Source organism: Xanthomonas sp. NCPPB 3200 (assembly GCF_056393585.1).
Genome location: NZ_CM150785.1, coordinates 2223799 through 2237936, shown reverse-complemented (window position 1 = coordinate 2237936; position 14138 = coordinate 2223799). Strand labels below are relative to the sequence as shown.

At 64.6% G+C, this 14138-nt stretch carries 7 protein-coding genes; all 7 read left to right on the top strand.

The window, feature by feature from the left end:
• Positions 1–583: 583 nt before the first annotated feature.
• A complete protein-coding gene (locus AC06DU_RS09800) occupies positions 584–2842 on the top strand; it encodes a methyl-accepting chemotaxis protein (RefSeq protein WP_104576823.1) in 2259 nt (752 codons plus the stop codon).
• A 518-nt stretch (positions 2843–3360) separates the two neighbouring features.
• A complete protein-coding gene (locus AC06DU_RS09795) occupies positions 3361–5625 on the top strand; it encodes a methyl-accepting chemotaxis protein (RefSeq protein WP_104608483.1) in 2265 nt (754 codons plus the stop codon).
• A 328-nt stretch (positions 5626–5953) separates the two neighbouring features.
• Positions 5954–8626, top strand: coding sequence for a methyl-accepting chemotaxis protein (locus AC06DU_RS09790; RefSeq protein WP_478204258.1), 2673 nt, complete (start codon positions 5954–5956; stop codon positions 8624–8626).
• A gap of 926 nt (positions 8627–9552) precedes the next feature.
• Positions 9553–10338: a flagellar brake protein gene (locus AC06DU_RS09785; RefSeq protein ID WP_167708892.1), complete on the top strand. Its 786-nt coding sequence runs from the start codon at positions 9553–9555 to the stop codon at positions 10336–10338.
• Positions 10339–10469: 131 nt separating this feature from the next.
• On the top strand, positions 10470–10955 hold the full coding sequence (locus tag AC06DU_RS09780) for a chemotaxis protein CheW (RefSeq protein ID WP_016904902.1): 486 nt from the start codon (positions 10470–10472) through the stop codon (positions 10953–10955).
• Positions 10956–11204: 249 nt separating this feature from the next.
• Entirely contained in the window at positions 11205–11510 is a 306-nt protein-coding gene (locus tag AC06DU_RS09775) for a hypothetical protein (RefSeq protein ID WP_372358778.1), read from the top strand.
• An 85-nt stretch (positions 11511–11595) separates the two neighbouring features.
• Entirely contained in the window at positions 11596–13965 is a 2370-nt protein-coding gene (locus AC06DU_RS09770; RefSeq protein ID WP_166771268.1) for a methyl-accepting chemotaxis protein, read from the top strand.
• Positions 13966–14138: the final 173 nt, after the last annotated feature.

Genomic DNA, 14138 nt, shown 5'->3' with positions numbered 1-14138 from the left:
GTGCTGACCGATCGCGGCCGAGCAACACCGCCTGAGCCGCGCAATCGAGCGCTGCATCCCGACCGAAACCAATGCAAGCGGTATGACATCGCAGCTGCGGATCCCACTTCAACTTGCCCGGCACCCGTTTGATGCCTGGCGCAGGCAATGACCTGCTCTCGCACGCCGCTACGATAACGTCACATAGCCGGCCCCATCGCTGCATCGGCCAGGGATTTTCACCCGGCCATCTCGCAACGGCAACGTCGCACCGCGCCCAAAATGGTGAGACAGATGTGAATCCGCCGATGGATGCACCGGTGTTGATAGCGCTCCCATCGACGTTTCCGGTCCATTTGTGCACATGCGCGTCACTTCAGTGACGGCCACCCATACGTAGCGGTGGGCACGCGTTCAGTCGTCCAGGTACCGGCCGTTACCTACCACGCACGCATACCTGCCTTGCAATTGCCGGGGTCACCACGCGGTGGCCCGGGTGATGGATCGGCTGGATGCCTGCCTGCTGCGCCGTCACTGCGCATCGCCCACGCGTCAACCCGACGCGTCTTGTTCCTTCTTGTCCCACTGCCTTGAGATCCCCCAAATGATCGCTCTTCTTCAACGGTACAACGTCGGCAAGCGCCTGAGCTTCGCCTTTGGCACGCTGATCCTGTTGTCGTGCGCACTTGTCGCCGCCGGCCTGCATACATTGGCGCAGGCCCGCGATCGCATGGACACGGTGGTCAACCGCAACATCACGATCATGCAGTACGCACAGGACATGACCAACGCCACCTCGGTCATCGCCGTGCAGCTGCGCAACATCGTGTTGCCGACCTCGCAAGAAGACAATCTGCGCTTCTACGCCATCATCAAGAACCAGCTGAAGAGCTACGAAGACACGCGCCGCAAGCTGTATGCGTTTTCGGCCTCGCCCCAGGCCACCCAGATCCGCGAGCGGATCGACCTTGCCAGCGAGCAGGCCCGCGAGACCAGGGACACCGTCGTGCAGCTGGGCCTGACCGGCAAGGCTGATGAGGCACTCAAGCTATTGCTGGAAAAGGCCGCACCGAACACGCAGAACTGGCAGGACGCGTTGACGGAGTATTCGGATCTGCAGCGTCAGCGCACCCAGGAAGCCTATGTGGCCACGACGGCAGAAATGGCCCGCGGCCGCGCGATGTTGATCAGCGGCGGCCTGGCGGTGGTGCTGTTCAGTACCCTGCTCGGCTTCCTGATCACCCGCAGCCTGGTGCGCCCGTTGACCCAGGCCACCCGCGCCGCCGAAGCGATCGCCAACGGCAATCTCGACAACGACGTGCGCACGCAGTCCAACGACGAAACCGGCCGCCTGTTGCAGGCCATGGATCGCATGCAGGGCCAGGTGCGCAACCTCATCACCGCACAGCTGGACATGGCCAAGCGCCACGATGACGGCCAGATCAGCTTCCGCATGGATGCCGGCGCCTTCCCGGGCGACTTCGGCCGCATGGCCAAGGACACCAACGAGCTGGTCGCCGCGCACATCAAGGTCAAGATGCAGACCATCCACCTGGTGGAGCGCTATGCGATCGGTGACCTGAGCGAAGACATGCCGCAGCTGCCGGGCGAAAAAGCCGCCATCACCACGGCAATGAATCAGGTCAAATTGAACCTGTCGACGATGAACGCCGAGATCAAGCAGCTGGCACAGGCCGCCGCCAACGGCGACTTCACCGCGCGTGGCAATGCCGAGCAGTTCCAGTTCGACTTCCGCATCATGGTGGAAAGCCTCAACACCTTGATGGCCACCGCCGACGGCAACCTGCAGTCGCTGTCCGGCCTGCTGCAGTCGATCGCCGCCGGCGATCTCACCGCACGCATGAGTGGCCAGTACCAGGGTGTGTTTGCGCAGATGCGCGACGACGCCAACGCCACCGCCGAACAGCTGGCCGGCATCGTGGGCCGCATCCAGACCGCTGCCGATGCGATCGGCCTGGCCTCGGGCGAAATCGCCTCCGGCAACCAGGATCTGTCGCAGCGCACCGAGCAGCAGGCGGCGAACCTGGAAGAAACCGCCGCCTCGATGGAAGAGCTCACCTCCACCGTCAAGCAGAATGCCGAACACGCCAGCCAGGCCAACCAGCTCGCCATCGGCGCGGCAGCAGTGGCGTCGCAGGGCGGCGATGTGGTGGCCAAGGTGGTCACCACCATGTCCGACATCCAGAGCTCGTCGAAGAAGATCGCCGAGATCATCAGCGTCATCGACGGCATCGCCTTCCAGACCAATATCCTGGCCTTGAATGCCGCAGTGGAAGCGGCGCGTGCCGGCGAACAGGGGCGCGGCTTTGCAGTGGTCGCCAGCGAAGTACGCACACTGGCACAGCGCTCGGCCGGTGCCGCCAAGGAGATCAAGCACCTGATCGACGACTCGGTCGACAAGGTCACCCAGGGGGCCACCCTGGTCGACCAGGCCGGCACCACCATGGCCGAAATCGTTGCCAGCGTGCAACGCGTCACCAACATCATGGGCGAGATTTCCTCTGCATCGCAGGAGCAGTACTCCGGCATCGAGCAGGTCAACCAGACCGTGACCCAGATGGACGAAACCACCCAGCAGAATGCCGCGCTGGTGGAAGAAGCCACCGCCGCCGCGCGGGCGATGGAAGAACAGGCCCAGCAACTCACCGAAGCGGTCGCCGTGTTCAAGGTTGCCGAACACGCACCGGTGGCGCGCCAGTTGTCGGCCATTGCCAATGCGCCCGCCAATGCCCGCAGCACACCGCGCCCGATCGCCCGCGCCAGCACGGCCGCGCCCGTGCGCCGCAGCACCGCGGGTGCATCGGCAACGGCAAACGACGTGGGCGACTGGCAGGAGTTCTAAACCGCCAACAGGTGCTGTCAGCACATCGACAGCAGTGCACGCCAGTTGTTGCAACCGGCGTGCATGGTGCGCGGGATACACACGCTCGACACCACGCTCGAGCACCCGGCCCTGCAATCCGCATCTGCAGCAGGTTCACAACGGCACCGCACACGCGGTGCCGTTTTGCGTTGTGCGCGCCATGCCAACTGTCCGCAGGCCCGCATACACCGCGTCCGGCGTGAAAACGCACTTCACATCGTGCAAGCCGGGCTCTATCGCGTTGCCTCCAAAACCACGTTCAACGGGTGTTTTCTAGGGGAATTCCTGACACACCCCCACCAATTCCCTACCCCTTGTACACATGGCAGTCACGTGCCTGAGACCCGGCTTTACCGGCCAGCCCGGCTTGCCTCAATACAGCAGTTCTAACGCCGTTATCTGACCGACGCATCACACAAGGCATGACGTGCGACGCACTGCTCCAGCACTGCATCGCATGCCAGTCCACCTAACTGCACATTCGCTCGGATCACTTCATGAATTCCTTTCTGCACCGCTTCAACGTCGGCAAGCGCCTCTCCCTGGCCTTCGGCGTGCTGATCCTTCTGTCCTGCGCGCTGGTGGCCGCCGGCCTGTACACGCTCAGCCAGGCGCGTGAGCGCCTGGACACCATCGTCAACCGCAACATGGCGATGATCCAGTACGCCACCGACATGCTGGACGCCAATGCCACCATCTCGTTGAACCTGCGCAACATCGTGCTGCCGACCACTGCCGAGCAGAATCGCCAGTTCGGTGATGCGATCGATGCGCAGCGGATTCGCTACAAGGAAGTGCGTGACAAGCTGTATGCCTTCCCCACCGATGCCCAAGGGCAGCGCATGCGCGATGCGCTGGATCTGGCGCGCGAACAGGCGCTATCACACAACCAGCAGGTACGCGAACTGGGCACGGCCGGCAAGGTCGACCAGGCCATGCCGATCCTGATCCAGCGTGCCGCCCCAGCTACCCAGCGCTGGCAGGATGCGATCCGCACCTACTCCGAAGCGCAACGCAAGAGCAGCCAGGTCGCCTACACGCAGGCCAATGACGCCATGGCACGTGGTCGCAGCATGCTGATCGGCGGCGGCCTGGCCGTGGTGCTGCTGAGCGCCCTGCTGGCCTGGACCATCACCCGCAGCCTCACCGGCCCGTTGAACCGCGCCACCCGCGCCGCCGAAGCGATCGCCGACGGCCGGCTCGACAACCAAGTGCACAGCGAGGCCAGCGACGAAACCGGCCGCCTGCTGCAGGCAATGGACAAGATGCAGTCGCAGGTGCGCAACCTGATCACCGCGCAGCTGGACATGGCCAAGCGCCACGACAACGGCCAGATCAGCTTCCGCATGGATGCCGACGCGTTCCCGGGCGACTATGGCCGCATGGCCGGCGATACCAACGCACTGGTCGACAGCCACGTGCAGGTGACGCTGCGTCTGGCGCAGATCATGGGCCGCTACGCCATCGGCGACCTCAGCGAGGACATGGACGCGCTGCCCGGCGAAAAGGCCAGGCTGACCGACACCATGGCGCAGGTGAAAACCAACCTGGCCTCGATGAATCAGCAGATCAAGCAGCTGGCCCAGTCCGCTGCCGACGGCAACTTCGGTGCACGCGGCGATGCAGCGCAGTTCCAGTTCGATTTCCGCGTCATGGTCGAGAGCCTCAACCAGTTGATGGCTACCGCCGACGGCAGCCTGCAGTCGCTGTCGGGCATCCTGCGCGCGATTGCGGCGGGCGACCTGACCGCACGCATGGACGGCGAGTTCAAGGGCGTGTTTGCACAGATGCGCGACGACGCCAACGCCACCGCGACCCAGTTGTCCGGCATCGTCGGGCACATCCAGCACTCGGCCACCTCGATCAACGCCGCCGCCAGCGAGATCGCCGCCGGCAACCAGGACCTGTCGCAGCGCACCGAACAGCAGGCCGCCAACCTGGAGGAAACCGCCGCCTCGATGGAGGAACTCACCTCCACCGTGCGCCAGAACGCCGAAAGCGCACGCCAGGCCAATCAACTCGCCATCGGCGCCGCCAGCGTGGCCTCGCAGGGCGGCGAGGTGGTCAGCAAGGTGGTCGACACCATGAGCGGCATCGAGGCCTCGTCCAAGCGCATCGCCGACATCATCAGCGTCATCGACGGCATCTCGTTCCAGACCAACATCCTGGCCCTGAATGCAGCAGTGGAAGCGGCGCGTGCCGGCGACCAGGGCCGCGGCTTTGCGGTGGTCGCCTCCGAGGTGCGCACCCTGGCACAGCGTTCGTCGGCGGCAGCCAAGGAGATCAAGAGCCTGATCGACGACTCCGTGCAGCGGGTGGCCGACGGTTCGCAGCTGGTGGACCAGGCCGGCAAGACCATGGCCGAGATCGTGGCCAGCGTGCAACGTGTCACCAACATCATGGGCGAGATCTCCGCCGCCTCGCAGGAACAGTCGGCCGGCATCGAGCAGGTCAACCAGACCGTCACCCACATGGACGAAGCCACCCAGCAGAACGCCGCGCTGGTGGAAGAAGCCACCGCCGCCGCCCGCGCGATGGAAGAACAGGCCCAGCAGCTCACCGAGGCGGTGGCCGTGTTCAAGATCGTCGAGCAGGGCCCGGCCGCACGTCAGCCCGCGTCGATGGTCGCTGCGCCGGTCAATGCACGCTTTGCCGCCCGCCCGGCTGCCCGTGCCGGCAGCAACGCGGCCCCGCGCCGCAGCAACACCGGCAAGACGACGGTGGCAGCCACCGCCGATCCGAGCGACTGGCAGGAGTTCTGAGCCCCACCGCAACGCGTCACACCCGCAGTCTCCAGAAATACCATTCGAGCGCAGTTTGATTCGGTGACGAATCTTGAGGGTCGCTTCCTGGCGAGGGAAGCGGCCCTTTTTTTGTTCCGAGAATCTGTCGACATCCGCCGGCGGGCGTCAGGCGACGCGTCATACTTCATCAATAATTAACAATTACTACATCACCGCAGCGGCCCAATCGGGAAAGCGAACTGGACAATTGTGCGGATTTCGACACAAACCATCAATTAATTGCATAAACGGCCGCTATCGACTTCACGCATCCGTAACGCCCTCCCCCGGGCAAGGTCGATTCCTCATGCACTCCTTCAACCGCCTGTCCGTCGGCACCCGGCTGTCCGCGCTGCTGACCGTGGTGATCGCGCTCTCCCTCGGCCTGCTGGCCCTGACCATCTACCGCCAGTCCGCCGACGACATCGAATCCCAGGTCAAGGCCGAGCTGCGCTCCAGCACCCGGTTGATGCAGCAGTCGGTGGCGATGTACGACGTCACCCTGACCGAGGGCACCCAGCGCCTGGGCAGCGTATTCGAGACCATGCTCCCCAGCGGCGAGCGCACTCTCGACACCGCCAGCACCGTCGCCATCGGCGCGCAGCAGACGCCGTCGCTGCGTGCCGGCAAGCAGGCACTGAATCTCAACTTCGACGCCGTGGATCGCTTCGCGCAGACCGCCGGCGGGGTCGCCACGATCTTTGCGCGCACCGGTGACGACTTCGTGCGCATCACCACCTCGCTGCGCAACAAGCAGAACGAGCGCGTGATCGGCACCCTGCTCGACCGCAAGGGCAAGGCCTACGCCGCACTGTCGCAAGGCAAGGCCTTCACCGGCCAGGCGCAGCTGTTCGGCGAGCAGTACATGACCCATTACCAGCCGCTGCGCAATGCCGCCGGCGAGGTGATCGGCGCACTGTTCGTCGGGCGCAACTACACCCAGGGCCTGGCCGCGCTGAAGGCGCAGGTCAGCACCACCAAGCTGGGCCAGGACGGTTATTTCGTCATCGTCGACATGGCGCCGGGCGAGCACCAGGGCCAGGTCATCGCCGCACCGCCGGGCACACCGGCCACGCTGGCGGCGCTGGTGCCGGCCGAGCAGCAATCGCTGCTGCAGTCGGTGCTGGACGGCAAGCAGCCCAGCGCCAACCTGCAGTTGCGCGATGCCCAGGGCAACGCCCAGGCCTTCGAAGTCACCGCCCAGCGCTACGCGCCGTGGCAGTGGGCGGTGATCGGCACCCAGCCGCGCAGTGCCATCGACGGCCCGCTGGACGAGCTGATGGGCAGCATGCTGCTGTTCTCGCTGGTGGTGCTGGGCCTGTGCATCGCAGTGGTCTTCATCGCCGCGCGCAAGATGGTCACCCGCCCGCTGCTGGCGGTGGAACGCGTGCTCGGCGATGTGGCTGCCGGGCGCCTGGACAACCCGATCGAGATCGACCGCCACGACGAACTCGGTCGCCTGCTGCTCAACGCGCGCGCCATGCGCGACGACCTGCGCGCGCGGCTGCAACGCGATCAGCTGATCGCCAGCGAAGCGCTGCGCGTGCGCACCGCGCTGGACGATGTCAGCACCAACGTGATGATCGCCGATGCCGATCGCCGCATCATCTACGTCAACCGCCCGCTGCAGCGCATGCTCAAGAGCGTGCAGGACGAACTGCGCCGCGACCTGCCCAACTTCGATGCCGATGCGCTGATCGATGCCAGCATCGACCAGTTCCATCGCAAGCCCGAGCACCAGGCACGCATGCTCGACCAGCTCACCGGCACGCACACCGCGCAGATCCATGTCGGTGGCCGCACCATGCGGCTGGTGGTCAACCCGGTGCTGGGCGCGGCCGGCGAGCGCATGGGCTTTGTGGTCGAATGGGCCGACCGCACCCAGGAAGTCCAGGTGGAACAGGAGGTCGCACGTATCGTGCAGGCTGCCGCCGCCGGCGACCTGAGCGAGCGCGTCGGCCTGGAAGGCAAGCAGGGCTTCCTGCTGCTGCTCGCCCAGCAACTCAACGCGCTGCTGGACAACAATGCGGACGGGCTGTCGCGCGTGTCCGCCCTGCTCTCTGCGTTGTCGCAGGGCGATCTGACCGCGCGCATGGATGGCGACCTGCAAGGCGTGTTCGCCACCATCCGCGACGATGCCAATGCCACTGCCGACCAGCTGGCCGGCATCGTGCGCCGGATCAAGGACTCCTCGCTGGCGATCAACTCGGCCGCCACCGAGATCGCCACCGGCAATGGCGACCTGTCGCGTCGCACCGAACAGCAGGCCGCGGCCCTGGAAGAAACCGCCGCCTCGATGGAGGAGCTCACCGCCACCGTCAAGCAGAATGCCGACAACGCCGACCAGGCCAACCGCCTGGTGCTGGACGCCGCCGGCGTGGCGGCCCAGGGCGGCGATGTGGTCGGCCGCGTGGTCACCACCATGGCCGACATCGACACCTCGTCCAAGAAGATCGCCGAGATCATCGGCGTCATCGACGGCATCGCCTTCCAGACCAATATCCTGGCCTTGAACGCGGCAGTGGAAGCCGCACGCGCCGGCGAACAGGGCCGCGGCTTCGCCGTGGTCGCCTCGGAAGTACGTACGCTCGCACAGCGTTCGGCCGGCGCAGCCAAGGAGATCAAGCACCTGATCCAGGACTCGGTCACCCGCATCGGCAACGGCGCCGCACTGGCGTCCGAAGCCGGCAGCACCATGCAGCAGGTGGTCAGCTCGGTGCAGCGCGTCACCGACATCATGAGCGAGATCACCAGCGCCTCGCGCGAGCAGGCCGCCGGCATCACCCAGGTCAACCAGACCGTCACCCAGATGGACGAAAGCACCCAGCAGAACGCCGCCCTGGTGGAAGAAGCCACCGCGGCTGCACGCGCGATGGAAGACCAGGCCGCGCAACTGGTGGATGCAGTGGCCGTGTTCCGCCTGGAACAGCAGGACCAACTGAACACCTTGCTGGCCAACGCACGCCACGCCTACACCTGATGCGACAGACGACGACGGCGCGCCCATCGAATATGTAAGTCGAGGGCGCGATGCCCTCGCCGCTTGCGGGACAGGCCATCAATCTGTCAGTGGAGACTGCGCCTCGTCGTTTAGGCGCGAATCAAAAGCCCGTTGAGTCGAGTGCGCGGTGCCCTCACCGCTCGCGGGACACGCCGTGAATCCGTCCATGGAGGCTCCTTGGCGGCATCCATGCCGCCAAGGGTCCCGCAACCGGCAAGGACACCGCGCCAGGGAGTTAGTCGGCTGCTTTCTTGAAAGCGTATTGTTTGGCTTGCGAATGGAAAATGGTCAGAGATTGATCGAACGCTTAGTGATCCGACCAGCACATGTCATGCATCGCTTCCCCTATGCATACCGACCATCTCAACTGGTCCTTGCCCGCTCACCGTCGCGGGACCTTACGCGGCATGGATGCCGCGTAAGAGCCTACAGGGACGTTCTTGCGGCGTGTCCTGCGACGGTGGGCGGGCAAGGGCCCTGCAGCAAAGTCACAGATCACCCGCTCTTCGACTTATATATCTGCACTCCCCAAGTCCATCGAAACACGGCAACAAAAAAAGAGGCCTGGAACCGTGCACACCGACCATCTCCACTGGTCCCTGTCCGCCCACCGTCGCGGGACCTTGCGCGGCATGGATGCCGCGCCAGCGCCTAGATGGATGTACTTGCAGCGTGTTCTGCGATGGTGGGCGGGCAAGGGCCCTGCAGCCAAGCGGCAGCACCACGCGCTCTACACTTGATCCATGTGCACTATTCATCCGCTGGGAACACAACGCCCAAAGCAACCAACGCTTCACGCAATAGTTTTTGCCAGCTGCTCTTAAAGATTTCGCTTTGCCGCCGATATCAAGGCGACGCCGGGACAACCGTTCCGGCGGCTTCCCGCATCTACTGTGCCTGTGCCCATGTCCCAAGGCGATACCTCAGAGCTGGACCACGACGCCGACCACCTCGCCGAAGGTGACGAGCGCTATCTGCTGCGCAACAAACGGCAGATCCGTGGCCTGCTACGCCAGTTGCTCGACCAGCGCGCCATCGTGACCATGCATGTGGCCGGGCGCGACATGGCCGTGCCCACCGCCGTGCTCGAGGTGGACGAAGACGACGACTGCGTGATTCTGGACGGCAGCCATAACGAGGCCTCCAACCGCGCCATCCAGGACGCCAGGTACCTGCTGTGCTACGCACAACTGGAACGGGTCAATATCCGCTTCCGCCTGGAAACGCCCGAGCGGCTGGAGCGCGACATCCACGTCGCCTTCCGCGCCGAGCTGCCCGAGGCGATGTATCACCTGCAGCGTCGCGAGTCGTACCGGCTGGAAACGCCGATCACCGACTCGCCCGTCTGCATCATTCGCCAGGACGAGGCACAGGGCGGCAATCTCAACCTGCAGCTGCGCGTGATCGATATCAGCAGCGGCGGCCTGGCGGTCTCGCTCACCGATGGCATGCCTCTGCTCGAACCGCAGCGCACCTACCGCAATTGCACGCTGCAACTGCCCGACACCGCGCCGATCACCCTGCCCCTGACGGTGTGCAGCCAGTACAAGCAGACCCTGCCCAACGGCAGCGAAGGTTTCCGTGTCGGCATGCAGTTCAGCGACCTGCCGCGCGGCGCCGACGAGACCATCCAGCGCTATATCTTCCGGGTCGACCGCCAGCGCAATGCGCGCAAGAGCGGCGTGTTCTGAACCCACCCGCACCAGCCACGGCGCACGGCTAAAGTTGCCCTGCGCTGCGCCGATGTTGCTAGGGCAATCCTCATCCGCATGCTTTTCCTATAGCTGCAATCCGACACTCAGCCGCAACGCCCGGAGTTTCCATGAACGACAAAAGCACGACCACCGGCACCGGTGGTGAATTCCTCAGCTTCGCCCTGGGCGAAGAACACTACGGCGTGGACATCCTGAAGGTGCAGGAAATCCGCGGCTACGATTCGGTCACCCGCCTGCCCGACGCACCGGACTACATCAAGGGTGTGATCAACCTGCGCGGCACCATCGTGCCGGTGATCGACCTGCGCCTGAAGCTGCGCCTGAAAGAAGCGCGCTACGACGCCTTCACCGTGATGATCGTGCTCAACGTCGAAGACCGCGTCGTCGGCATCGTGGTGGACAGCGTCTCGGACGTGATTCCGCTCAACGACGACCAGATCCGCCCCACCCCCGAATTCGGCGCCTCGGTCGACACCCGCTTCATCTCGGGCATCGGTACCCAAGACGATCGCATGCTGATCCTGCTCGATATCGAGACCCTGCTGGACAGCACCGAGCTCGGGCAGCAGCAGCTGGCCGAAGAAGCGGCCTGATTCAGACCATCTGGTGTCGGGAGCTTCCCGACACGAGACGCACAACGAAGTTGAAGTGAGATAGAAATCACGTTTTTCGGATTCAAGTTGAACGGCGGCTAGCCGATAGCTGAATAGAAGCCCGCGTACACAAACGGGTCACCGTTCGACTTTTGATTCTGGAGAATCCCTATGAAGTTCCTGCTCTCGCTCCTCCCCGTCGCTGCTCTCGTGATTGTTGCTCCCACGCTGTCGGCTCAGTCGCAGGAAATGATTCCGCCGGAAATGGCGACCCGTTTCGTCGGCAAGGACGGCATGGTGTGCGGCAAGGTCGAAAAGGCCAAGTACGCCCAGAGCTCGGAAGGTGAACCCACCTTCCTGTACATGGGCGGCATGTTCCCGCGTCACACCTTCTCGGCCCGCATCGACGGCGCCAACCGCGGCAAGTTCAGCTTTGCCCCGGAAAGCCTGGAAGGCAAGGACGTCTGTGTGCTCGGCAAGATCCAGCGCGACAGCTCGCGTGCCGAAATCGAAGTCAGCTCGCCGGCCAGCCTGAAGCTGGCCACCATCAAGTAATCGCCCCGCAGATCGCCACGCCCTCGTGCGTGGCGATCTGCCGTTTGCGGTTATGCGCACTGACTTCTATCGGGGAATCGTGTCAATGCAATGGATCAACAATCTCAAACTGATGCCCAAGCTGATGCTGGCGTTCGGCATCGTGCTGCTGATCATGCTGGTGCAGGGCATCATCGCCTATGCGGGCCTGGCGTCGCTCAATAACGTCACCCGCGACCTGGCCGGCAACACCATGTCCAGCGTGCGCGAAGCAGGCGACCTGCGCGGCATGCTCGGCGAATATCGAAATGCGGCCTATCAAAATCTGGTGCGCGCCAGCGACTCGGTCAAGCAGGAAGCCAAGGTCCGCGCCAAGCGGCTCCATGGCGAAATCGATGCCACGATCAAGGGCTATCCCCGTCTGATCGAGAGCCCGCAGCAGAAGAAGCTGTTCGACGTGTTCGTGGCCGACTGGAAGAAGGCAGCCGCGTCCTACGCCAGCGTCGACGAAATGATCGAGCTCAATCTGCCCGACGATGCCGTCGACACCTTCGTGGGCGAGACCCGCACCCTGCACAACAAGGCCAAGGATTCGCTGGCCGCATTGATCGTCGAAGACAACAAGTTGGCGCAGGCTGCCAAGAGCAAGGCCGAAAAGGTCCATGCCACCTCGGTCTCGCTGACCGTGATGGTGCTGTTGATCGGCATCGCCGGTGGCCTGGGCCTGGCATTCCTGTTCGCACGCTCCATCGTCAAGAGCATGCGCGGCGCCGTGTCCACCGCCACCGAAATCGCCAGCGGCAAGCTCGATGGCCAGATCAATGTGCAGGGCCAGGACGAAGTGGGCGAACTGATGCGCTCCATGCACCGCATGCAGCGCGACCTGAAGGAACGCATCGAACGCGATCAGAAGATCGCCGACGAAAACCTGCGTATCCGCACCGCGCTGGACGAATCGTCCACTGGCACCTTCATCACCAATGCCGATCGCACCATCATCTACGCCAACGAGGCGTTCATGAAGATTGTGACGCATTACGAAGGCAGCATCCGCCTGGCATCGTCCGACTTCGATGCGACCAAGATCATCGGCCAGCACATCAGCTATCTCGGCATGCCCGAATCGACCGTGCGCAAGGCCATCGCAGCACTGGAACGCGACGGCATCACCAGCTTCGAAGAGCGCTATGGCGAGTTCGTGGTGACCCAGACCGTCACCTCGATCAAGAACGAGCACGGCGAAAGCACCGGCGAGGTCTGCGAGTGGCGCGACCGCACCATCGAAGTCCAGGTCGAAGAAGAAGTCGCCCGCATCGTGCGTGCCGCCGCCAGCGGCGACATGAGCGGCCGGGTGGAAACCGACGGCAAGCAGGGCTTCTTCCTGCAGCTGGCCCAGCAGCTCAACGGCCTGCTGGATGCCAATGCCGGCAGCCTGGAGCAGATCTCGGCATTGCTGTCGGCGCTGTCGCGCGGTGACCTGACCGTGCGCATGCATGGCGAATTCAGCGGCGTGTTCGCGCAGATGCGCGACGATGCCAATGCCACCGCCGAGCAGCTGGCCGACATCGTCGGGCGCATCAAGGTCTCGTCCACAGCGATCAACTCGGCGGCCGGCGAGATCGCCTCCGGCAACAGCGATCTGTCGCATCGTACCGAGCAGCAGGCCGCCAATCTGGAAGAAACCGCCGCCTCGATGGAGGAGCTCACCTCCACCGTCCGGCAGAACGCCGAAAGCGCCCGTCAGGCCAACCAGCTGGCCATCGGCGCCACCGGCGTGGCCTCGCAGGGCGGCGAGGTGGTCTCGCAGGTGGTCACCACCATGTCGGGCATCGAAGCCTCGTCGAAGAAGATCGCCGACATCATTTCGGTGATCGACGGCATCGCGTTCCAGACCAACATCCTGGCCCTGAACGCGGCGGTGGAAGCCGCCCGTGCCGGCGAACAGGGTCGCGGCTTTGCCGTGGTCGCCTCGGAAGTGCGTACGCTGGCACAGCGCTCGGCCGGTGCCGCCAAGGAGATCAAGGGCCTGATCGACGACTCCGTGCACAAGGTGGCCGAGGGCTCGGCCCTGGTACGCAAGGCCGGTGCAACCATGGCCGAGATCGTGGCCAGCGTGCAGCGCGTGACCGACATCATGGGCGAGATCTCTGCCGCCTCGCAGGAACAGTCGACCGGCATCGAGCAGGTCAACCAGACCATCACCCAGATGGACGAGACCACCCAGCAGAACGCCGCCCTGGTGGAAGAAGCCACTGCGGCCGCACGCTCGATGGAAGAACAGGCCGGCCACCTGGCCGAAGCGGTGTCGGTGTTCAAGCTGGACGAGCCGGCCGCCCCGGCCGCGCGCGTACGCCCGGTCGCCTCGCGCCCGGTCGCGGTGAAGTCCGCAGCCAAGGCGGCGACGCGTGAAGCCACCCCATCGCGCCCGGCCAAGCCGCAGGCCGCGCTGGCCGACGGTAACTGGCAGGAGTTCTAAGCCGCTGCTGTCTCCCCACAAAGCCCCGGCACTGCCGGGGCTTTGTGTATCTGCCCCCGGCGCAGCGCGCACTGCCCTGCCGCCGGCTGCGATCGCACCGCCCGCGCAGCGCCGTGCACCGCCAGCGGACCCGGCTGTCTGCAATGCACGATTGGTGCTTCAGTTGCATGACC